Origin of the sequence: Candidatus Halocynthiibacter alkanivorans, assembly GCF_003333265.1 — a bacterium.
Taxonomy (GTDB): domain Bacteria; phylum Pseudomonadota; class Alphaproteobacteria; order Rhodobacterales; family Rhodobacteraceae; genus Halocyntiibacter_A; species Halocyntiibacter_A alkanivorans.
In genome coordinates this window covers 1-21789 of record NZ_QOLB01000115.1, presented here as the reverse complement: position 1 = coordinate 21789, position 21789 = coordinate 1, and the positions used below count along the sequence as shown (strand labels likewise).

At 60.1% G+C, this 21789-nt stretch carries 23 protein-coding genes and 1 tRNA gene; 17 read left to right on the top strand and 7 right to left on the bottom strand.

Going from position 1 to position 21789, the window contains the following annotated elements; genetic code table 11:
- On the bottom strand, positions 1-412 hold a 412-nt coding region (locus DWA01_RS13985), incomplete at its 3' end, for a Hint domain-containing protein (protein ID WP_114286433.1).
- A 154-nt stretch (positions 413-566) separates the two neighbouring features.
- Between DWA01_RS13985 and DWA01_RS13980 the strand changes: the two genes are divergently transcribed.
- From DWA01_RS13980 to DWA01_RS13955, 4 genes are all read left to right on the top strand, one after another.
- A tRNA-Leu gene (locus tag DWA01_RS13980) sits at positions 567-650 on the top strand.
- An 802-nt stretch (positions 651-1452) separates the two neighbouring features.
- Positions 1453-1641: a hypothetical protein gene (locus DWA01_RS13965; RefSeq protein WP_114286430.1), complete on the top strand. Its 189-nt coding sequence runs from the start codon at positions 1453-1455 to the stop codon at positions 1639-1641.
- 273 nt (positions 1642-1914) lie between these two features.
- Positions 1915-2181, top strand: a complete 267-nt coding sequence (locus tag DWA01_RS13960; protein ID WP_114286429.1) for a spike base protein, RCAP_Rcc01079 family — start codon at positions 1915-1917, stop codon at positions 2179-2181.
- Positions 2181-3464: a phage head spike fiber domain-containing protein gene (locus DWA01_RS13955; protein ID WP_114286428.1), complete on the top strand. Its 1284-nt coding sequence runs from the start codon at positions 2181-2183 to the stop codon at positions 3462-3464. The genes DWA01_RS13960 and DWA01_RS13955 overlap by 1 nt, the downstream gene beginning before the upstream one ends.
- Positions 3465-3631: 167 nt before the next feature.
- Here DWA01_RS13955 and DWA01_RS13950 read toward each other — a convergent pair whose 3' ends face one another.
- Positions 3632-4282 carry a LysE family translocator gene (locus DWA01_RS13950; RefSeq protein ID WP_114286427.1) on the bottom strand — a complete coding sequence of 217 codons (651 nt, stop codon included), beginning with the start codon at positions 4280-4282 and terminating at the stop codon, positions 3632-3634.
- A 322-nt stretch (positions 4283-4604) separates the two neighbouring features.
- Between DWA01_RS13950 and tig the strand changes: the two genes are divergently transcribed.
- The 3 genes from tig (at position 4605) to DWA01_RS13930 (ending at position 7186) form a co-directional block, all read left to right on the top strand.
- The gene (gene tig, locus DWA01_RS13940; RefSeq protein ID WP_114286425.1) at positions 4605-5936 is read left to right on the top strand and encodes a trigger factor; all 1332 of its coding nucleotides are present in this window, start codon (positions 4605-4607) and stop codon (positions 5934-5936) included.
- A gap of 68 nt (positions 5937-6004) precedes the next feature.
- Entirely contained in the window at positions 6005-6637 is a 633-nt protein-coding gene (locus DWA01_RS13935; RefSeq protein WP_136057755.1) for a hypothetical protein, read from the top strand.
- Positions 6638-6787: 150 nt separating this feature from the next.
- Positions 6788-7186: a hypothetical protein gene (locus DWA01_RS13930; RefSeq protein ID WP_136057754.1), complete on the top strand. Its 399-nt coding sequence runs from the start codon at positions 6788-6790 to the stop codon at positions 7184-7186.
- Between the two features lie 152 nt (positions 7187-7338).
- Here DWA01_RS13930 and rplI read toward each other — a convergent pair whose 3' ends face one another.
- From rplI to rpsF, 3 genes are read right to left on the bottom strand one after another with little or no spacing between them, the layout of a single operon-like run.
- Positions 7339-7956 (bottom strand): 50S ribosomal protein L9, encoded by a 618-nt coding sequence (rplI, locus tag DWA01_RS13925; RefSeq protein WP_114286422.1) that lies wholly within the window; start codon positions 7954-7956, stop codon positions 7339-7341.
- Between the two features lie 12 nt (positions 7957-7968).
- Positions 7969-8196: a 30S ribosomal protein S18 gene (gene rpsR / locus DWA01_RS13920; protein WP_005852865.1), complete on the bottom strand. Its 228-nt coding sequence runs from the start codon at positions 8194-8196 to the stop codon at positions 7969-7971.
- A 27-nt stretch (positions 8197-8223) separates the two neighbouring features.
- Positions 8224-8577, bottom strand: a complete 354-nt coding sequence (gene rpsF, locus DWA01_RS13915) for a 30S ribosomal protein S6 (protein ID WP_114286421.1) — start codon at positions 8575-8577, stop codon at positions 8224-8226.
- A gap of 324 nt (positions 8578-8901) precedes the next feature.
- Between rpsF and DWA01_RS13910 the strand changes: the two genes are divergently transcribed.
- Both DWA01_RS13910 and DWA01_RS13905 read left to right on the top strand, forming a co-directional pair.
- A complete protein-coding gene (locus DWA01_RS13910; protein WP_114286420.1) occupies positions 8902-9522 on the top strand; it encodes a hypothetical protein in 621 nt (206 codons plus the stop codon).
- A 196-nt stretch (positions 9523-9718) separates the two neighbouring features.
- A complete protein-coding gene (locus DWA01_RS13905; protein WP_200832585.1) occupies positions 9719-10300 on the top strand; it encodes a YceI family protein in 582 nt (193 codons plus the stop codon).
- Positions 10301-11115: 815 nt separating this feature from the next.
- On the opposite strand, the gene DWA01_RS13900 is transcribed toward DWA01_RS13905, so the two are convergent.
- Positions 11116-12324, bottom strand: a complete 1209-nt coding sequence (locus tag DWA01_RS13900) for a cytochrome b/b6 domain-containing protein (RefSeq protein ID WP_114286418.1) — start codon at positions 12322-12324, stop codon at positions 11116-11118.
- Between the two features lie 178 nt (positions 12325-12502).
- On the opposite strand from DWA01_RS13900, the gene fabD reads away from it, so the two are divergent.
- From fabD to DWA01_RS13880, 4 genes are all read left to right on the top strand, one after another.
- A complete protein-coding gene (fabD, locus tag DWA01_RS13895; protein ID WP_114286417.1) occupies positions 12503-13444 on the top strand; it encodes an ACP S-malonyltransferase in 942 nt (313 codons plus the stop codon).
- Between the two features lie 141 nt (positions 13445-13585).
- Positions 13586-14323 (top strand): 3-oxoacyl-[acyl-carrier-protein] reductase, encoded by a 738-nt coding sequence (gene fabG, locus DWA01_RS13890; protein ID WP_114286416.1) that lies wholly within the window; start codon positions 13586-13588, stop codon positions 14321-14323.
- Positions 14324-14626: 303 nt separating this feature from the next.
- Positions 14627-14860: an acyl carrier protein gene (locus tag DWA01_RS13885; RefSeq protein ID WP_114286415.1), complete on the top strand. Its 234-nt coding sequence runs from the start codon at positions 14627-14629 to the stop codon at positions 14858-14860.
- 188 nt (positions 14861-15048) lie between these two features.
- Positions 15049-15789, top strand: coding sequence for a 1-(5-phosphoribosyl)-5-[(5-phosphoribosylamino)methylideneamino]imidazole-4-carboxamide isomerase (locus tag DWA01_RS13880; protein WP_114286434.1), 741 nt, complete (start codon positions 15049-15051; stop codon positions 15787-15789).
- 105 nt (positions 15790-15894) lie between these two features.
- Here DWA01_RS13880 and DWA01_RS13875 read toward each other — a convergent pair whose 3' ends face one another.
- The gene (locus DWA01_RS13875; protein ID WP_136057753.1) at positions 15895-16926 is read right to left on the bottom strand and encodes a hypothetical protein; all 1032 of its coding nucleotides are present in this window, start codon (positions 16924-16926) and stop codon (positions 15895-15897) included.
- A gap of 182 nt (positions 16927-17108) precedes the next feature.
- Between DWA01_RS13875 and fabF the strand changes: the two genes are divergently transcribed.
- The 4 genes from fabF (at position 17109) to DWA01_RS13860 (ending at position 21393) form a co-directional block, all read left to right on the top strand.
- Positions 17109-18371 carry a beta-ketoacyl-ACP synthase II gene (gene fabF, locus DWA01_RS13870; protein ID WP_114286413.1) on the top strand — a complete coding sequence of 421 codons (1263 nt, stop codon included), beginning with the start codon at positions 17109-17111 and terminating at the stop codon, positions 18369-18371.
- Entirely contained in the window at positions 18371-19531 is a 1161-nt protein-coding gene (gene mltG, locus DWA01_RS13865) for an endolytic transglycosylase MltG (RefSeq protein ID WP_114286412.1), read from the top strand. Before fabF ends, mltG begins: the two co-directional genes overlap by 1 nt.
- Before the next feature lie 235 nt (positions 19532-19766).
- The gene (locus tag DWA01_RS23645; protein WP_235008554.1) at positions 19767-20084 is read left to right on the top strand and encodes a hypothetical protein; all 318 of its coding nucleotides are present in this window, start codon (positions 19767-19769) and stop codon (positions 20082-20084) included.
- Entirely contained in the window at positions 20032-21393 is a 1362-nt protein-coding gene (locus DWA01_RS13860; RefSeq protein WP_235008555.1) for a DNA-packaging protein, read from the top strand. The genes DWA01_RS23645 and DWA01_RS13860 overlap by 53 nt, the downstream gene beginning before the upstream one ends.
- Positions 21394-21789: the final 396 nt, after the last annotated feature.

Genomic DNA, 21789 nt, shown 5'->3' with positions numbered 1-21789 from the left:
GCAGATCCATCAACTCTGCACAGCGGGTCACATAATTGTCGTCCACCAGCCGGGCAATGGGCACCAGCGCCTGGTCCCGGCCAAACAGCGTGCGCGCGCGCCAGTCGCGCACCAGCACGCGCTGGCCGGGCGCGAGCAGAGTATCACTGACCGGACGGCCAATGCCCAGGGTGTCGGCGGCGACCCGGATCGGGCGGCAGGCATGCGCGGTGACCGTGACATCCACTAGCCGGATGGCGCCGGCGTCGCGGGTGACAATACGGTCGCCCTTTGAGAGGTATTCCACCGGAAGAATACCTTCCAGCGTCATGATGCTGGTGCCGGCACACATGCCGGTCACTGGCGCGAATTCGGGGCGATGGCGCAGACCTGCTTCCGCGTCTGCTGCGCGCCCATACTGTCTGTCTGACATGGGATATGCTCTTTTTGCTGCCTCTCGGAAGGGCTCTTTTGGCCCCGTTAAGGTAAGGTTAAGATATTTACCCGCACCCGCCCAGAAAAAATCCCGGAATTTGCAAATTTTTGCCGTGGCATCTGCTGGCGGTGTTTGGTAGACGGGGGCAAATGCGGGTGTGGCGGAATTGGTAGACGCACCAGATTTAGGTTCTGGCGCCTATGGCGTGGGGGTTCGAGTCCCTTCACCCGCACCAACTCCCTGAAATAATTGAATAACATTGGGTGAATTTCCTTATGTTTTGGCTAAAATTAGCGCTTCTTTGGGAATTGTTTCACAGGTAGTTTTACTCCTTCCCCGTTTGTATCCGGCTTGTCCCATTTGCTCTGAGCGGCCTTTGTGAGCATGCGTTGGCGCGCCTGCGCGCGGTATTTTTGCACCATTTGCAGCGTTTTGTGGTTGGTGGGGGATTGGTTACCGCTGTTGGGACATGGCATCGACGCGTTCGCAGGCAAAGACGATGGCGTTTTTGCCGTTTCCTGACGGTACGCTTGGCGCTGATAATGCAAGTGGAAATGGTCGCGCTATGGTGGTGTTTCCGCTGCATACCGGGGCGCACATGGGGCGTCTCTGCACGCGGTCGCAGCAGGAGGAATGGTGGCGGTCCGGGGATAGTCTGTGACTTTAAATTGTCAAAAGTGGTGATTTTCTTGACAAAATATGGAAATCAGGCACACTGGACATACTAAATCCATGAATTTGGGGCCATGGACCATCGGATCTATTTGCCCCTTACCTCCCTGTTAGACTTGGGCGCGCAGCGCTTGGCGCGCGCCCCCTTTCAGGGCTGGCCGGTGCCAATTCCACCGGGCGGGTTTGTGGTGCTGTCCCCCTGTCATTTTACCTGTATCGCGACCGGTGGTTCACCGGCGCAGAAAACGTCTTCTGCGGCCTGATTGCAGGCGGAAACATGGGGCGGGCAGCTGTGGCCTTGCGGCGCTGACGCTGCAGGTGCGCTGCGTGCCGGTGACCGTACGGCCGGAAAGAGATTTCCCCGAATGTGCGACCGGTTGGCTGCGGGCGGCGCGACCCGGGCTGCCGATGACAGCGTCGCAACTGCCGTCGGGTTCACCGTCGGGCGCCTGGGGACGCGTGCCGGGCTGGAAAACAGCGGCAGGTCCGGGCACGCATTGACCTTTCCGGTGGATCAGCGCGACCGGATTGCCCGATCAGTGCGGTTGGTGTGACGTCGGACTGCTTCCGGCGCACTGACCTCGGTTCAGCAAGATAAAACGGGGTGCGGCCCGCTTTGCGGCGGGGAGAACCGCCGCCACGCCCGTCAACAACTGCTCAGATCAGATCTGATCAGAGCAGAGGGCTGTTGCAACTGCCGCGAGGCGGCTGCCGTGCTGCGACGTGGCGGTGGCAGCGTTCGGCGGTCAAATGCGCTGGTAACCAGATTGCGCCTAATTTGCTGCGCGGGCCATTGCCCTGCCCAAAATCACAAACGAGGTGACCATATGAGCAATCCATTTGACAATCGCACCGCATCGCTTGCCGGACCGGGGCGGGATTATGTGCCGGTCACGCCGGATGATGCCACCGATCTGAGTGACGTGGCCATTTCGCTTTATATGGAGACCGGCGGTGCGGTCAGTTTTATCTCCGTCGCGGGCCAGAGCCGCACGGTTCTGGTGGCGGATTTTGGCTGGATCGTCTGTGGTGTGCAGCGGGTGCTGGCCACCGGCACCACCGCCACGGGAATTCACGCCGTGGTGCTGTCCTGATGCCGGGCGCCACTCTTGGCGCTGGCAGCGCGGCTCTGCGGGTGCGCGGCTATGCGCTGCACCGGTTCAGCCGGGGCGGGGTGAAACCGGATTTACTGCTGGATGGCACGCGCGACAGAGCCTATGTGGACGGCGCGCGCATCGCATTGAATACGGCGATCAGCACCGGCGCCAGTGGCGTGCGCACCGGCTTCAACGTGGCGGGTGACCTGGTGGATTTTCCGGCCGCCACGCTGCGGCGGGTGACAGATCCGGTGCGCGGGGGGGGAATGCGCTCAGGGTTCAGCACCCAGAACCTGATCGATGAATACCACGACCTGTCGAACTGGCTTGCAAACGGGCTGGCGACAGCTTCCGTATCTGCGACGCAAGGCCTGACGCGCGGAACCTTCTACAATCAGATTGACGTTGGCGCGGTGGGCAGCGGGCAGGGTGCAAACAGGCTCTCCAAAAACACAATCGTGGCAGCGGATACGCAGTACACTCTCAGCGCAGATGTATCGGACATCGACGCGACATGGATAAATTTCCGGGTGTTCACATCGACCACCGATGCGATCCTTGATGTGAATCTGCAAACCGGCGGTGTGCAGTCCATAAGTTCGGTGGATTCCTACTCGGTTGCAACAAACCCGGACGGCAGTCGGCGCGTGAGCCTTGTGTTTACAACCGGTGCGGCAACGACGTCTGCGAACATTCGTATTGGCGGTCCCATCAGCCAGGTTTCCACAGGTCAGCTGTTCCTTGCAGACAATCTGCAACTCGAAGAAGGCGATCATGCCAGCAGCCGGATCAGATCCGCCGGGGTGGTCACCAGCCGCCCGGCCGATGCGCTGACGGTGCCGCTTGGGCCATGGTTTACCCAGGGCCAGGGCACTGTCCTGTTCACAGGGGTGCTGCTGGGCGCGAGCGGCAGTCTGGACCGGCTGTTTCAACTTGGCGATTCCGCGGCGGACTGCCTGTTTCTGTATTACGAAGCTGCGTTGAGCCGGCTTACATACGGCGTCAATGTGGGCAGTGTGTGGCAGGGCGGGGGCGGGGCCGGTGCGTATAGCCCCGGTGATCCGGTGGCCTGTGCGGTGAGTTGGAACGGAACGCAGATCAGCGTCTCGCTGAATGGCGCGGTGGCACAGGATTTCGCTGTATCCGCGATGCCCACACTGACGGATCTGAATATCGGCCACGGCGCGGGCGCGGATGATGGCACCCAGCTGACGCAGCTGCTGGCAATTTGGCCGCAGGTGGACGCTGACCTGCAGGGTTTGAGCGCCTGGGCGATGTGATTGTCAGCGCTCAGGCAGAGTGAAGGGTTCAGGCGCTGGCTCTGGCGCAGGTGTGGCTGCAGGCTCAGGCGCTGAAGAGGATTGTGCTGTGGTCAGAGGCACATATCGGGGTTGCTGTTGAGTGCTGAGCGCGGCGCGGACTGAAATACCCGGCGCCGGGCAGGGGCTCAGCTGTTGTCCTGGTTCAGCATCGGTTTCAGAACCGACCAGGCCAGACCGGCCCCGATAAGGCCGAGGGCGCTGCTCATCACCCGGTCCACCGCCGATTTGGCACGCAGATAAGCGCCGCGGGACTTTTGGGCGGAAAACAGCAGCGAGATGAAAGAATACCACCAGGCTTCATTGCCCGAGACAATGGCGACAGCGATGACGCTGGTCCAGAGACCGGGATTGGCCGGCAGCAGCGCAAAAAAGATCGAGCCGAAAAAGATCACCACTTTGGGATTGGCCAGCTGGGTCAGGGCGCCGGTGGTAAAGGCGCGGCGCAAGCTGACCGGTTTGCTGCCGTTTTCCGGCAGCTGCGGCGCGTCGGGCGCGTGTTTCCACATTTTATATGCCAGCCAGATCAGATAGCCGGCGCCGGCCAGTTTCAGCGCGCCGTAAGCCCAGGCCGCCTGTTCCAGCACCAGCGCCACCCCGAGGATCGCCGCTGTGGCCCAGATGGCGGTGCCGGCGGCCATGCCAAATGCGGCGGCAATGCCGGCATTCCGCCCCGAGGACAGCGCGAAACGCGACACCACAACAAAGCTCTGGCCCGGCGAAATCACCGCCATCAGTTGAACAAGCGCAAGGGTGGCAAGGGCAAAAAACAGGTCCATTCAGGTCTCCGGGTCAACAAGATTTTCCGCAGGCTAGGGCCTCCGGGCGCAGGGGGCAAGCGCTGTGGACTCAGGCCGCGTGCTGCCGGCCAGGGCGCTGCGGAGCCGGCCGGTTCAGGCCGGGCCAGCCCGGATCAGGTCGCGTCGGGGCGGGTCCAGACTGAGCCTGACCAGGGCCGGTCGGCGCAGATTGGCGCAAAGTTGCGTTCTGGCCTGCGCGCGGGGCAATCAGCACTTGCACAGAAGCGGCGGCGGCCATACAAGGTCGGCTGAAGAATTTTGCCGCGCCCGCGTGGCGCTTTAGCAATGAAAAGAGGACGACATGCAGGTCAACGAGACGCTCAACGAAGGTCTGAAGCGCGGTTATCAGATCACCGTCACCGCCGCCGAACTGGACGCCAAAGTCAGCGAAAAACTGGTTGAAGCGCAGCCAGGAGTTGAAATGAAGGGCTTCCGCAAAGGCAAAGTGCCGATGGCACTGCTGAAAAAGCAGTTTGGCGAACGTCTTTTGGGCGAATCGATGCAGGAAGTCATCGACGGCGCGATGAACGAGCATTTTGAAAAATCCGGCGACCGCCCTGCGATGCAGCCTGATGTGAAAATGACCAATGACGACTGGAAAGAGGGCGACGACGTTGTTGTCTCTATGGCTTACGAAGCTCTGCCCGAGATTCCTGAAGCCGACCTGTCCACCGTTTCGCTGGAAAAACTGGTTGTAAAAGCGGCTGATGCTGACGTTGAAGAAGCGCTGGGCAACATCGCTGACACTGCAAAAAGCTTTGCAGACCGCGACGAAGGTGTCGCTTCTGAAGATGGCGATCAGGTTACTATCGATTTCCTCGGCAAGGTTGACGATGTGGCGTTTGAAGGCGGCAAAGGCGAGGACTACCCGCTGGTGCTGGGCTCCAACTCCTTTATCCCCGGGTTTGAAGCACAGCTGGTTGGCGCCAAAGTCGGCGACGATGTTGAAGTCAAAGTGACCTTCCCTGAAGAGTATGGCGCCGACAACCTGGCCGGCAAAGACGCCGTATTCTCCTGCACCATCAAAGCGGTTGCCGCCCCTGCTGCGGCTGAGATCGATGATGAGCTGGCGAAAAAATTCGGCGCTGAAGATCTGGCCGGTCTGCGGGTTCAGATTTCTGAGCGTCTGGAAGCTGAATATGCCGGTGCGTCGCGCGCTATCATGAAACGCGCCCTGCTGGACGCGCTCGATGATGTGGTGAAGTTTGAGCTGCCTCCGTCGCTGGTGGAAGCCGAAGCCAACCAGATCGCCCATCAGCTGTGGCACGAAGAAAACCCGGAAGTTGAAGGCCATGATCACCCCGAGATCACAGCCACCGACGAGCACAACACCCTGGCTGAGCGCCGCGTGCGTCTGGGCCTGCTGCTGGCTGAAATCGGTCGCAAAGCCGAAGTGGAAGTTACTGACGCTGAGATGACTCAGGCCGTGATGAACCAGGCACGTCAGTACCCCGGTAAAGAGCGTGAGTTCTTTGAATTCGTTCAGAAAAACCCACAGATGCGTCAGCAGCTGCAGGCGCCTCTGTTTGAAGACAAAGTGGTCGATCACATCTTTGGTCTGATCACCATTGCTGAAAAAGAAATCGGCAAAGACGATCTGCAGAAAGCGGTTGAAGCGCTCGACGAAGAGTAAGCTTTGTCTTAGCGATGCAAAATTCGGGGCTGCCTTCGGGCGGCCCCTTTTTTATGGGAAATGATTTGATGAAAACGCTTTTGAAAGTGGCTCTGCTGCTGCCGGCCCTGTTCGTGCCACTGCCGGTCCTTGCCGCCGCGGATGTCCGCGCAAATGCCGCCGCAGATACCAGGGCGGACGCGGCGGCGGAACCTGCTTTGGATCTGTCGGCCGGTGCCCGCGCCAGCCTCGCGGACAGTATCGTTGAGGCAGTCGCGCTCAGCACCGGCAACCGGCGCAGCGGGGCCCGGATTGAGGGCTGCGAGGTCACCACCTGGGTGGAAAGCGATGAGGGCGGATTGGGCTGGCTGCTCTATTCACAATCGGTGTTTGATCTGGCGCAGGTGGACGTGGTTGCACAGAGCACAGGCGGGGACACGCGCGCAGCGCAGTATTACATATTTGGGGCCGGCATGGGCATCATCAGCTTGCGCGCCACCGCACCCTATAAAATTGCTCAGGAGGTGGCGGATTTCGGAGTGCAGCCCGAAGGCGCGCGCACATCAAAGCGGGTGCCGGAGGCGGCGGGTGGTCCGGGCTATTATTTCACCCAAACCAAAGAGTTGATGCTGGTGCTGGACGGGATTGAAGATGCGGCCCAGCCCCGGCGTTTTGCCGAGGGGCTGCGCACCTACAAAGACGCGTTTTGTCCGCCTGCATAAGTGATGGGCTGCGCGTTGATGGCGGCGTTGCTGCCGGAAGTGGTGGCAATGCGCCTGCACCGATGATTTAGTCGGCTGAAGATTTTTTATAATTTTCAGAGCGGGAATATTGGCGTGGCGCGATTTGGTCGGAAAAGAATGTTTCGGATATTGGCGGCGCTGGTGGTGTTCATCTGGGCCGACAACGCGGCCGTGTACCTGGCCGACAAAATCATCATGAACCGGGATGCAGATTTTGAGCGGCGCTTTGATTTCGACCGTCTGGACTGGTCAAGAGGCCGCAACCTCGACTGTGAATTCAGGCGGATATTTATCCTGTACCGGTACCAGACCTGCTTTGTGTCAACTCTCGGAGAAAAAGTTTCTGCGATTTCGGAGACACGTTATTATTACCACCGGCCAATTGCCCTGACGAACCCTGCACGGATTATTATTTCGGCGCTTTCGCCGTCAAAACTGTTTTTCTCATTGGATTACTATTTTTCGGAACCCGCGCAGGGACGGGTGCTGCGGAGAATTCGATATGACGGATCAATAAAGGAATATTAGTGCTGCACTGATCGCGCGACCGGAGCTCTTCAGGGGGCAGAGGCTTCGTTGCGAGGACGGTTGATGTAAGCCGGACCCGGGCACCAGGTTGTAAAAACACAAAAAGCCGCGCTGGGGTCAGCGCGGCTTTCTGAATATCTTGGCGGAGAAGATTACTCTTCTTCTTCCTCAGATGCAGCAGGCGCTGCTTCGTCGTCACCGAAATCTTCAGACGCGGCGGAACCGATATCGTCGAACAGTTCGGCGATTTCGAATTCTGCTTCGGCTTCAGCTTCAGCGGCCAGTTCCTGGATCGATTTACCGGAAGCCTGCAGTTCTGCTTCTTCAGTGGAGCGTGCAACGTTGAGTTCAATCTCAACGATGACTTCCGGGTGAAGAACAACAGAAACAGCGTGCAGACCGAGGTATTTGATCGGAGCTGTGAGCACGACCTGTTTGCGGTCAACGGTGAAACCACCGTCGGTTGCGACTTCGGATGCGTCACGCGGGGTGACGGAACCGTAGAGCGAACCGGCGTCAGAAGCGGAGCGGATCACGATGAACTGCTGGCCAGCCAGCTTTTCAGCGAAGGCTTCGGCTTCTGTTTTGGTTTCGAGGTTGTTTGCTTCCAGCTGGGCTTTCTGTGCTTCAAACGCAGCAACGTTGGCCTGGGAGGCCCGCAGTGCTTTGCGCTGAGGCAACAGGAAGTTACGTGCGTAGCCGTCCTTAACAGAAACGACTTCGCCCATCTGACCCAGTTTGGCCACACGTTCGAGAAGGATTACTTGCATTGTGCTTTCTCCTTACTTGACGGCGTAGGGAAGCAGGGCGAGGAAACGTGCGCGTTTGATCGCACGGGCCAGCTCGCGCTGTTTCTTGGCCGAAACGGCGGTGATACGGGACGGCACGATTTTGCCACGCTCAGAGATGTAGCGCTGCAGAAGACGTGTGTCTTTGTAGTCGATCGCAGGAGCATTGTCGCCCGAGAACGGGCATACTTTACGACGACGGAAAAACGGTTTGGCTGCCATGGTTATGGTCCTTTCCTGAATTCGCGCTTAGCGGCGCTCGCGACGGGAGTCGCGTTCGTCACGTTTCTGCATCTGGACCGAAGGTCCTTCGGAATGTTCGTCGACCTTGATGGTCAGAACGCGCATTACGTCGTCATGCAGGCGCATCAGGCGTTCCATTTCCTGAACGGCGCCGGAAGGGGCATCCGATTTCAGGAAGGCATAGTGGCCTTTGCGGTTTTTGTTGATCTTGTACGCCATTGTCTTGACGCCCCAGTATTCACTGTCGACGAGGTTCCCGCCGTTGTCAGCCAATACGGTGCCGAAGTGTTCGACAAGGCTCTCCGCTTGCGCATTGGACAAGTCCTGGCGCGCAATGAAGACATGCTCATAAAGCGGCATGTGAGCTCCAATTTGGTTCGAGCGCATTTCATAGGGCTTCGGGTCACTGTGCCTTCTGCGACCCGCCCACGAGAGACTGCGCTGTTAAGTGAAATGCAGAAGGTCGTGCGCGTATAGACGCATTCCGGGCGGCTTGCAAGCCTGCAAATACGGGCGCGGCGGGTGTGGGGAAGGGGGCAGTCCGGGCCTTTGCGAAGGTTTGTAGCGACGGGCGTGGAAGATTGCAAACCCGGGTCTCAAAATGGGTCCGGCAGGGCCACAATTGCGCCCTGGTCGGCGACAAGACTGGTTAACGAGCGGTTAACAATAAAAACAGGTGACGCCATGAATGCGATTGCAAATATCACGCAGGACTATGTTGAGGTCACGGTGCCGGACTGGCGCACGGGCAAGGTTCATATTGAGCGCACCGGCTGGGGGTACATCCTCAGCCGCAGGGATGGCTGGCGCAAACTGGCGGTCGGAGCAGAACTGGTCGCCGCTTTTACAGGCATGACACTGATGGCGTCGGCGCTGGCCACAGCGGTGCTGGCAGCGATTGCGCTGCAGGTGGCGCTGTTGCCATTGCAGTTGGCGGTGGCGGTGGTCTTTGCGGCGACCGGCTGGATTCTGTGGAACTATGCCCGGCGCGGCTTGTTGTTTGAAGCGCAGATCGACACCAACCGCAGTGAACTGCGCACGGTGCTGCGCAACCGGCGTGGCCAGGCCTGGCTGATGGAGCGGCTGGCGTTCAAAGATGTGGGCAGTGCGTTTTTGCACCGTGCCGCCACGCCGATGGCGCCGTCGCGGCTTTATGTGCGCTACCGGGACAGCCATAAGGTGGTGGAGATCGCCGAGGGGCGGGAAGAGGAATTGATGCGGCTGCATAAGATGCTGTGCCGGGAAATACATCCGCGTCAGCGCGGCCGCCGGAATGTACCGCTGCGCAGCCTGCTCGCGGGTTAGGTGCGGGGCGTACATGAGGGGGATATCGCGGTCGGTGTCGTCCAGCCACCGGCCGCGATGTTTTGGCTGCGGAGATTGTCCTCGCGGGAATGTTAGTGCGCTGGCGCACAAAGTTTGTGTTTCTGTAGAGAATTGAGCGAAGGCAGGTCCCAGGGCATGTCATAGCGCAATGAAAATTTCCCTGGAGAGATCTGACGTGAAAAATATTCTGTCTGCCGCCGTGCTTGGTTTCGGCCTGCTGTCTGCCCCCGCTTTTGCCGCGCCTGAAGCATATGTGCTTCAGGCGTCCCACAGTCAGGTGGTGTTCAGCTACAACCACCTCGGGTTTTCCACCACAACCGGTATGTTCTCCGGTTTTGAGGGGGAAATCATGTTTGATCAGGAAGACCCTGCCAACTCGTCCGTTTCTGTGTCGATGCCGGTGAAGTCGATGTACACGGGCTGGGAAGCGCGGTTTCAGCATTTTATGTCTGATGCATTTTTTGATGCCAAAGACGGCGACATGATTACTTTTAATTCGACCAGCATTGAGGTGACGGGTGAAAACACAGCCAATATCACCGGCGATCTGAGCATCAACGGCGTCACCAAATCTGTGGTGCTGGATGCGAAGCTGAACCAGGTGATGGATGAGCATCCGATGGAGAAAAAACCATGGGCTGGTTTTGATGCCTCGGTGACGCTGCTGCGGTCGGACTACAACCTTGGGGCTTTTGTGCCTTTCGTGGGCGATGAGATCAGCGTGAATATTTCGCTCGAAGCGATGAAAGCTGAATAATCAACTTTGCGTATTGAGTAACGAGTTGTGGGGCCACCGGGAGACCGGTGGCCCTTTTTGTCGGGCGGTGGTCAGGGCTTTGCGTCGGGCAGCGCCCGTGCCGGTGGCTCGTTGAAAAGGACATGTGAGGCTGGGCAGGCGGTGGTTCAGTTGTGGCTGTAAACACATTCTGCACAACGCGTGGTTGCGCCGTTTCGGGTTCCAGTATTTGGAACTCCTTCTACGCGTAATTATCTGTTTGTATTTGTTAAATTCCAATGTAATCGTTTTCATTCTGGTGGGGCCATTTGTCCGGTAACACACCTGAAAAATTAATGAGGATGATAGTTTGAAAATTTTTCTTTTGGCTTCTGCGAGCCTGGTTTCGCTGTGCGGCTGTGACGATCTTTCGATGGACGATTTTGCAAGGGCGTTGGATGAAAGCGTGAACAGCAGTTCGTCCAGCTCTTACAGCAGCAACAGCTATGGGTCATCTGGGTACAGCTCGTCCAGCTATTCGACCCCCAGCTACACGGCGTCCGGGTATAGCTCCGGGGGCTCCAATCGCCCTGCCAGAACGACCCGTTCGGGTTCATCGTCCCGCTCATCGTCCGGCAGTTCCTCCGGCAGGGACTTTCACCTGACGGAAATCTACGGGTGTACTGATGGCTATATGAAAGCCAATGATGGTGATCCGTCCCACTGCGTGCCGGTCCCAACAAGCACCTGGAAGCCTCCGGTGCGGACTGCGCCGGCGCGCAGTGCACCTGTTACTCCGTATGTGTGCAACGCCAAGCCTGGTTACTCCTGCGCTGTCGATCGGTAGCGTCCTGGTCCTAGTTGCGGGTCGCGGTCAGGGTGATGCTCAGCGGCACTTCAAAACCCAGTGTTTTCGGGTCTGAGGTGCTGTCGCCAATGGCAAAGGCGCGGCGGTCCAGTGTGGTGCTTCCCGACATTGTGGCGCTGTCGCCGTCAATTTCCAGCGTGAAGGGCAGGATCAGCGGCAGTTCGGTGCCTTTAAGGGTGAGCTTGCCGTTGGCCACGTAAGCCTCGCCTTCGCGCAGAATATCGGCGGTGAATGTCGCGGTCGGAAAGACGGCTGTGTCGAAATAGTCAGGTTTTGCGGCCTCGGAACTGATTGAACCCAGCGTGAGCGACGCGATGGAGATATCGACGGTGACATCGCCGGCGCGGCCGCTGCTGATGGTCTCGTCAAAATTGATCGCCGCGGTCCAGGTGTTGAAGGTGCCTTCGACATCGCTGCCCAGCTGGGCCACAGAGATGCCAAGCTGGCCTTCGGTGACGCTCCAGCCACCGGGGGCCCGTTCTGTCAGGGCGGTTTCGGACGCGCTGTCGCTTTCGGTTGTTTTTGCCAGCGGATAACCCATCTGTGCGCCGCCGATCAGCACCACAGCCCAGACCGCAAGCGCGGCGAGCAACGGGGCGCGCATATGCGGCTGCGCAATGAGCGCCGGCAGTTTGGTGCGGCCCGACAGCATCCGGCGCAAAATAGCGTCGCGGTCAATTACATGGTGTTTCAGAGCGCCGGCGATATGGGCGCCAAGGGCCAGCACCAGGGTGACAACAAACAACAGATGCAGGTTGGCAAACACCTGGGAGAAGGCTTCGTCTTCGGGCACGAAGGGCAGGGTGTCGCCAAAGGGCCACCACAGCGGCGCGAAGCCGGCGGCAGAAGCGTGGCGGATCCATCCGGTCACCGGCACCAGCAGGATAGAGCCGTAAAGCAACCAGTGCACCGCTTCAGCGGCAAAGGTTTCCAGCTTGCGCTCCGGATGCAGGCCGGCGGGCTTTTTCTGGCTCAGCGCCCAGAGGATGCGGGCCAGTGCAACAAAGACCAGCGCGATGCCGATGGATTTATGCGCCGAAAACACCTTTACGGTGAAGGCAAGTTCGGCGGCGGTGTCATAGGGCAGCCGCACGGCAATGAAACCCAGCGGAATTTGAGTGAGGATCAGCAGCGCGGTGAGCCAGTGAAAGCTGCGGGCGACGGAGCCGTAGGTCTGGGTGCTGTTTTGGGCGGGCATCGGGCATTCCAGTGTTGGGAGGGCAAAAGCAGGTTGGTGGTCTTCTAACACCGGATTGCCAGAGATGGGATCTGCCCCAACGCACAGAACCTGTTGAATTCTGCGCCGGGGCGGGATGAACTTTACGCCGGGTCGTGTGCAGGGTAGACCGGGTAGAACAGAATTCAGGAGGGGCCAGATGACCCGTGCTTTCGTATTTCCCGGTCAGGGCGCACAGACAATTGGAATGGGGCGCGCCCTGGTGGAGGCCTATCCCGACGCCAAGGCAGTGTTTGACGAGGTGGATGAGGCGCTGGGCGAAAGCTTGTCGACGCTGATCTGGGAGGGCGATCAGGACGAGTTGACCCTGACGCAGAACGCGCAGCCGGCGCTGATGGCCACCTCACTGGCAACCTTGCGGGCGCTGCAGGCCGAAGGGGTGGCGCTTGACACTGCCTCTTATGTCGCCGGTCATTCGCTGGGGGAATATTCGGCGCTGGCGGCGGCAGGCGCGATGTCCGTTGGTGATACCGCGAAACTGTTGCGCGCCCGCGGTCTGGCGATGCAGGCGGCGGTGCCGGTTGGCGTTGGTGCCATGGCGGCGCTGCTGGGACTGGGCTTTGACGCGGCGGTGCAGATCGCGCTGGACGCCAGCCATGATCAGGTCTGTCAGGCGGCCAATGACAATGATCCGGGCCAGGTTGTGGTCTCGGGCCACAAAGAAGCGGTGGAGCGCGCGGTTGAGATCGCCAAGTCACGGGGCGCCAAGCGGGCGGTGATCCTGCCGGTCTCGGCGCCGTTCCATTGTTCGCTGATGCAGCCGGCAGCGGAAGTGATGGCGCAGGAGCTGGCCAGCGTTGAGATGAACCGCCCAGCGATGCCTCTGGTGGCCAATGTGCTGGCGCATGACGTGTCGGATCCGGCGACGATCCGCTCTCTGCTGGTGGAGCAGGTGACCAGTTCGGTGCGCTGGCGCGAATCTGTGGCCTGGATGGGCGAGCAGGGCGTGACGGAAATCTGGGAAATCGGCGCCGGTAAAGCGCTGTCGGGCATGGTGCGCCGCATCAACAAAGCGATTGCCACCAAAGCGATCAGCAGCCCGGATGACGTAAAAGCGGCGGCGGCTTCGCTGCTGGCGTAAGGGCTGCAGGGGCGGGGAGACGGGCCGGGGCGTATCGTGCCTGCCGGGCGCGCAGCCTGGCCCCGCCGCATACAAAATATATAAGACAGCCCGGCCATCTGGCGACTGGTGCCGGGCGGCACAGGATTGAGGAGACAAAGAATGTTTGATCTGACAGGAAAAAATGCCCTGGTTACCGGTGCGTCCGGCGGTATTGGTGGCGGCATTGCCAAAGCCTTGCATGCGGCAGGTGCGACCGTGGCGCTGTCGGGCACCCGTGTGGAGCCCCTGGAAGCGCTGGCCGCGGAGCTCGGCGAGCGCGCCCATGTGCTGCCCTGCAACCTGGGCGACGCGGAGGCGGTGAAAGCCCTGCCCAAAGACGCGGCTGCGGCGATGGGTTCGGTGGATATTCTGGTCAACAATGCCGGCATCACCCGTGACAATCTGTTTATGCGCATGTCCGATGATGAATGGGCCCAGGTATTAGAGATCAACCTGACCTCGACCATGCGCCTCTGCCGGGGCGCGATCCGCGGCATGATGAAAGCGCGCTGGGGCCGCATCATCAATATTTCTTCCATCGTCGGTGCCACCGGCAATCCGGGCCAGGCCAACTATGCCGCCGCCAAAGCCGGTATGGTGGGCATGTCCAAATCGCTGGCCTATGAAGTGGCGAGCCGGGGCATCACCGTGAACTGTGTGGCGCCGGGCTTCATTGCCACCGCAATGACCGACAAGCTGACCGATGATCAGAAATCGGGCATCCTGACGCAAATCCCGGCAGCGCGCATGGGGTCACCGGAGGAAATCGCTTCTGCGGTACTGTATCTTGCCTCGGCAGAAGCCGGCTATACCACCGGTACCACTTTGCACGTGAATGGTGGCATGGCGATGCTGTAGGCAGGCTGTTTGCCGCTTATCTGCGGTGGCGGGGTTGAATTATTCCGCCGCACACCAGATGTTTGCAGCATTATTTTCTTGTCGCCGGGCAGAGTTTTATCTGATTTACTTTCGGTGACAAATCGTTTGCCAGGTGACGAGAGTATGTTATAGGCGGCGGCGAAACACGGCTTTGCAGATCTGCAGAGTCGCGACTTTGCTTCCTTGAAGCCTGGTCAAATGGCTCTGAGCCAGTTTAAATGAGCGGCCCGAGGGCCAGAACAAAAAAACGGGCATCGGGCCCAATGAATGTGAGGATTTATCATGAGCGACATCGCAGTTCGCGTTAAAAAGATCGTTGTCGAGCACCTGAGCGTGGAAGAAGACAAGGTTACTGAAACCGCGTCTTTCATCGACGATCTGGGCGCAGACAGCCTCGACACAGTTGAGCTGGTTATGGCGTTTGAAGAAGAGTTCGGCATCGAAATCCCGGACGACGCTGCTGAAGGCATCGAGACTTTTGGCGACGCTGTGAAGTTCATCACTGGCGCTTCCTGAGTTTTCCACCGATCTGATCGGCATGAACGGCACCCCTTGCGGGTGCCGTTTTTTGTGTTGTGAGTGTCTTTGACAAGCGATCCCGTGGAGGGAACATGATGTGGTATGAAGGCTGAGAGAGAGCAGCTGCGTACTATGTTTGTCCGAAACCGCAAAGCGCGGTGACGGGCCTGTCAGAGGAAATTGATATGATTGTTATCCCTACTATAGAGTTGCAGAAGGGCCACTGTGTGACACTGAACCGGGGCCGGCTTGACGAGCCGGAGCTCTGGCATGTGGACCCGGTGCAGCGCGCGGTGGAATTTGCCGCCGCCGGTGCCGAATGGCTGCATCTCACCGATCTTGATGCTGCTTCGGGGGACGGCAGCAACGAAGCCATCATTGAGGAAATCATCCTGAAAGTCGGTATTCCGTGCCAGCTGGCCGGGGGCTACCGCACGCTGGATCACGTTGCCGCCGGGCTCGACAAAGGCGCCGGGCGCATTGTTATCGGCTCCGCTGCGGTACGGGACCCGGATTTTGTCAAGGAAGCCGCAAAGCTGCATCCGGACCAGATTGTGCTGTCGATCGATGTCTATCAGGGCCATGTGGTTGTGAACGGCTGGCGCGATGCCACCGTGTTTGAACCGGTGAATTTCGCCCGCGAATTTGAGGGTGCACCCCTGGCGGCCATCGTGGTGACTGACATTGATGCCTATGCCGGTGATTCTGACGGCTCAGTGGGGCTGATCTCTATGGTGGCCGACGCGGTGCGCAGCCCGGTGATTGCCAGCGGTATTGTGCGGTCTCTGGATGATATTTCGCGGTTGAAATATGTGCGCAATATTGCCGGGGCCCTGGTGGGGCACGCCCTGTTCAGCAAGATGTTTGAGCTGGAAGAGGCCATAGCGATCGCTCGCAGGGACCCGGAGGAGCGCTGGCCGACCTGATCTGACAGTGTTGGTTTTCTAAATTTTCAACGTGGCTGCGGGGGTGGATGCCCCGCAGACGGGTGGCGGACATTAGCAGTCGGCGGTATGATCCGTGCGCCGGGCTCAGCCCGCTGTCGGTGCCATCCCGGGCGGGCGGCCCCGCTCGCTTCGGCTGCCGCGGCCACTGCTGGCGGCCCGGCGTGCGGCGGATTGCGCGGCACTGGACAGGCTTTCGGGTGGTTCATCGCGGGCGGCGATCAGGCGCTGGGTCTCTTCAACCGTCAGCGGCCTGTCAAAGCGCACTCCGGAAAAATGTTCGTTGGACCACAGCACGGTGGCGTTGCGGCTGATGCCGCACGAGTTCAACGTGATCTTTGTCTCGGCTTTGGGTGGCCAGCTGGCACCGACTTTGGCGCTGTTCTGGGAAATGTCGACAATATAACCATCCTGGGGCACGATCCCGTCGTCGAGATTGCAGCGCGCGGCACAGGTGTAGCGCATGGCGCGCTGTTTCAGCACTTTGGCGCGCATCTGCAGCCAGGTGAGCGAGGCAATGACGAAGGTCAGGGATCCGAGGATAAACGCAATGTCACCGGCCGGTGTTGTGTTCACCGGGGCGACATAATTGCTGCTGGGCCTCTCGGACTGAGCGCTGATGGTTTCGCGAAAATTGTTCAGACTTTCCACTGCCTTGTCGAGCAGGCTCTGATCCAGCGGGCCATTGAGAAAGTCGGTGGCGTCGGGGTTGCAACGGGTGGCGGTGAAATAGGTCGTCAGACCGTCGCCCTGGCGCAGGAAACGCGGATCGCGCACCATTTCAAGGGCCTTGTCTTCCCAGCCTCCAACGCGCAGTTTTACCAGCCATTGCCGGGCTTTGACATAATCTTCGAGGGCCTGGCCATTGCCGCCAAGCGCCGCCTCCTGGATTTGCAGCGTGACACGGCGGGGCTCGTAACGTTGCACAACGATGCGCAGGTTGGTGCCGGTCATATCCTCATCCGGACCGCCGGCGGCGGCCGCATATGCGGCGGAGCGCGTTTCGAGGTTCAAAAGCCAGGTCTCCAGATCGCAGGAGACCTGGGCCATTGCGACAGAGCTGGTCATCAGCCAGAGGCACAGTGTCAGAAATATTTTATGGAGTTTGGAATCGGGCATCAAATTATCCTGAGCGCGCGGGCCATCATATTGCATCAGGAAGTTGAAGAAACAGTTTAAATGCGCGGCGCTTACCGGGGAAAAATGCCCATAGCGGCGCCATTGCCCCGGGTTACCCTTTTATCAGGGCGCAAGGACGTGTACTCAGGGCAGGATACGCCAAATAAGAAGAGGGCATCGAGATGCGTCGAGTGGTTATTACTGGCCTTGGAATGGTTTCCCCGCTGGCTTGTGGGGTGGAAGAAACTTGGGAACGTCTGTTGGACGGCCAGTCGGCATCGCGGCCGATTGAGGGCTTTGATGCCAGCCATCTGCAGACGACCTATGCCTGTGAAGTTCCGCGTGGTGACGGCAGCAACGGCACCTTCAATCCGGACGACTGGATGGCGAAAAAAGATCAGCGCAAAGTTGGCACGTTCATTCTCTTTGCGGTGGCCGCAGCTGAGCAGGCGGTGACCGACGCCAACTGGAAGCCTGAGGGCGAAGAAGACCGCATCCGCACCGGTGTTCTGATCGGCTCGGGCATTGGCGGGCTGAACTCGATCGCTGAGACCGCGATCACCCTGCGTGACAAAGGTCCGCGGCGGGTGTCGCCGTTCTTTGTGCCCGGGGCGCTGATCAATCTGACCTCGGGTCAGGTTTCGATCAAATACGGCTTTAAAGGTCCGAACCATTCGGTGGTCACGGCTTGTTCTACCGGTGCGCACGCGATTGGCGATGCGGCCCGGTTGATCATGTGGGATGATGCCGATGTGATGATTGCCGGCGGTGCGGAAAGCCCGATCGGCGAGATCGGTATTGCCGGGTTTAACGCGTGTAAAGCGCTGTCGACCAAATGCGGTGACGATCCTGCCAAAGCCTCGCGCCCCTATGATGCGGACCGCGACGGGTTTGTCATGGGAGAGGGCGCCGGCATTGTGGTGCTGGAAGAATACGAGCACGCCAAAGCGCGTGGTGCCAAAATTTATGCCGAAGTGGTGGGCTATGGTCTGTCCGGCGATGCCTATCACATCACCGCACCGGCTCCCGATGGCGACGGCGGCTTCCGTGCCATGCAATCGGCGATCAAACGTGCCGACCTGGAGCCGTCCGACATTGATTATATCAACGCACATGGCACCTCGACCATGGCCGACACCATTGAGCTGGGTGCGGTCGAGCGGTTGATGGGCGATGCTTGTGACACCGCCACTATGTCTTCGACCAAATCCTCGATTGGTCACCTGTTGGGGGCTGCGGGCGCGGTGGAAGCGATCTTTGGTGCGCTGGCGATCCGCGATCAGGTGGCACCACCCACCATCAACCTCGACAATCCGGCGGTGGACACCCGGCTTGATCTGGCGCCCAACAAAAAAGTTGAGCGCAAGATCGATGTGGTGCTGTCCAACAGCTTTGGCTTTGGTGGCACCAATGCCTCGCTGGTGCTGAAGCGGGTTACCGACTGATGTGGCGATCTGTGGCCTCGAATGCGCTGACGCTGTTCATTGCGCTGCTTGTTGCGGTGGCCGGAGTGATCGGCTGGGGCAAGGCGCAATTTTCCAGCCCTGGTCCGCTGGCGGAGGCGATCTGTCTGCGGGTGCAGCCGGGTTCCAATATGCGGCGGGTCTCGGAAGACCTGGACGCTGAGGGCGCGCTTTCCAGCGCGGCGATCTTCCGCATCGGGGTGCAGTATTCCGACAAAGCCGGCTTGCTGAAAGCCGGGGCCTTTCTGGTGCCGGCCTCTGCCTCAATGGTGGAGATCAGCGAGATCGTAACCCGGGGCGGTGCGTCATCCTGTGGCACTGAGGTGGTCTATCGCATCGGCGTCAGCCAGGCGCAGATGCTGGTGCGCGAGCTGGATCCGGCCAGCCAAGCCTATCAGACCGTGGCGGATTTCCGTCCCGGCGCTGAAGGCGTGGTGATCCCGGCAGAATATGTGCGCGTGCGGGGGCAGAGCGACACCCGCTACCGCATTGCGCTGGCGGAAGGCGCGACCTCGTGGCAGATTCTGGACGCGTTGAAAGCAGTGGACTTCCTTGAAGGCGAGGCGCCAGCTTTGCCGGCAGAGGGCTCATTGGCACCGGACAGCTATGAAGTGCGCGCCGGCAGTGATCTGGGCGCGGTGATTGAGCGCATGCAGCAGGCTCAGGTCGGGCGTCTGGCGGAAGCCTGGGAGGCCCGTGCCAAAGACCTGCCGCTCAAATCTCCGGAAGAGGCGCTGATCCTCGCCTCGATCATCGAAAAAGAAACCGGAGTGCGCAGCGAACGCGCCCAGGTGGCGTCGGTGTTTATCAACCGGTTGAACCGGGGCATGCGGCTGCAAACCGACCCGACGGTGATTTACGGGGTAACAAACGGCATCGGCGTGCTGGGGCGTGGCTTGCGTCAGAGCGAGCTGCGGCGCAAAACCCCTTTTAACACCTATGTCATCGACGGCTTGCCACCGACACCGATTGCCAACCCGGGTGTGGCAGCCATTCAGGCGGCGCTGAACCCGGCCAGCACCGACTATCTGTTTTTTGTTGCCGATGGCAGCGGTGGCCATGCCTTTGCGGTCACGCTGCGGGAACACAACAGAAATGTTGCGAACTGGCGTAAGATCGAAGCCGGGCGCGCCAACCAGTAGCCTTTGATCTGATTGCAGAAACTGAAAAACGCCATCCTGGTTGGGGTGGCGTTTTTTATGGGCGGTTCATTGCTGCGAACTTGTCAGTAACTTGTTGTTATTGTTAAATTATTTGACAATCGTTACGGGCCAGGGTATAGATATTGCAGGCTGGGAAAACCAGGAAGGCGGCGCAGAGAAATCTGGCGCCGCTTTTTGGTTTGCTCGTGCAATTAGCATGAGAGGCAGGCGACATATGACATTGATCACGCCCCTGGGGGGGGAAGAGGCGCCGGAGTTGCTGCTGGAGGCAACACGGCAACATCTGGACCGTGCCATCCGCGCGTTTCAGCACATTACAGCACAGGTTGAAGCCGGGCATCTGGTGCCCTCTGCCGAGGCCCGCAAGGTGATTGCGGATCTGCAGAATGCGACGCAGACCGCATTTGACGAAAGGAAGCGACTTGAAGAGCAGCTTCGAAAACAAGCCGGTGTCGTTCACGACTACGCGCTCGACTTTGATCAGGCGCGAGACGAGGTCCGGCGCCGCCTGGCTCGCCTCGCAGCCTGCTGAGGTCCAGGAGGAATTCCTCAATGATCTCAGTGAAGGCGCGTTGCTGGCGCTGCCGTATCTGTTTGAATTCTGGGCGCTGGATCATCAGATGGCACCCGAGGGCGACTGGCGGACCTGGGTGATTATGGGCGGGCGCGGTGCCGGCAAGACCCGCGCCGGTGCGGAATGGGTGCGCTGCCAGGTCGAAGGCGCGCGCCCTATGGATGCCGGGCTTGCGCGCCGGGTGGCTCTGGTGGGGGAAACCGTGGACCAGGCGCGCGAGGTGATGGTGTTTGGCGACAGTGGTATTCTGGCCTGTTCGCCGCCGGACCGCAGGCCAGTGTGGAACGCCGGGCGCAAGCGGCTGTTGTGGCCCAATGGCGCGGTGGCCCAGGTGTTTTCCGCCCATGATCCGGACTCTCTGCGCGGGCCGCAGTTTGACGCCGCCTGGGTCGATGAGCTGGCCAAGTGGAACAAGCCACGCGACGCCTGGGACATGTTGCAGTTTGCGCTGCGCCTTGGGGACAATCCGCGCCAGGTGGTGACAACAACGCCGCGCAACCTGGCAGTGTTGAAAGAAATTCTGCACAGCGCCTCGACGGTGGTGACACAAGCGCCGACGGAGGCCAACCGGGCCAATCTGGCCGCGAGCTTTCTGGCCGAGGTGCGGGCGCGCTATGAGGGCAGCCGGCTGGGGCGTCAGGAGCTGGACGGGGAGTTGCTGGAAGATACCGAGGGTACCTTGTGGCCAGGCGCGGTGTTTGATCGCTGCCGTCATCAGGGGGACATGCCCGATTTCAGCCGGGTGGTGGTGGCGGTGGACCCGCCGGTCACCGGCCATGAGGGATCAGATGAGTGCGGCATCGTCGTGGTGGGCGCCGTGCTGGACGGAGATATGGCGGACTGGCACGCGGTGGTGCTGGCGGATCGCAGCGTGCAGGGGCACACCCCACTGGGCTGGGCCCGGGCGGCGGTGGATGCGGCCCGGGAATTTGACGCCGATAGCCTGGTGGCTGAAGTCAACCAGGGCGGCGATCTGGTCGAGGCGGTGGTGCGCCAGGTCGATGCGCTGGTGCCCTACCGGGCGGTGCGGGCGTCGCGCGGCAAGCTGGCCCGCGCTGAGCCGGTGGCGGCGCTCTATGAACAGGGGCGCATCAGCCATGTGGCCGGGCTGACGGACCTTGAGGACCAGATGGGGCAGATGAGCAACCGGGGTTATCAGGGCAAGGGCAGCCCGGACCGGGTGGATGCGCTGGTCTGGGCCATAACCGAGCTGATGCTGGTGGGCGCTGGGCGGGCGGGGCCGCCAAAGATCCGCACCTTGATGTGACGGGGGTGCCGGGCAGCAGAGTTTCTGGCCTCCGGCGGGGATATTTCAGCCAAAAAGAAATGGCGGAAAACCGTGGCCGCCGCGCGGACCGGAGGCGGGCGCCGCGCCGGCGCCGCGCCAGAACGCGCGTGCCAGAGGCTCAGAGCCTGCGGTGGGGGAATTTCAGCAAAGTTGAGGCTGCCGGGGGCGGCAGCGATGCGCCTGTGGTCAGGTAAAGGGAGAAATGCGGATGGTGTTTGATTTTTTACGTCGCAAGGACGCGGCAGGCGTTATACCAAATCGCCCAGATTCTGACTCGTGTTTTGCGGGTTTCTCTTTGGGTTTGTTTGTGATTCCCTTTTGGAATAATCGACACTCTTTGTGGAGGGGATCATGGTTGGCATTGAGTTACGGGGA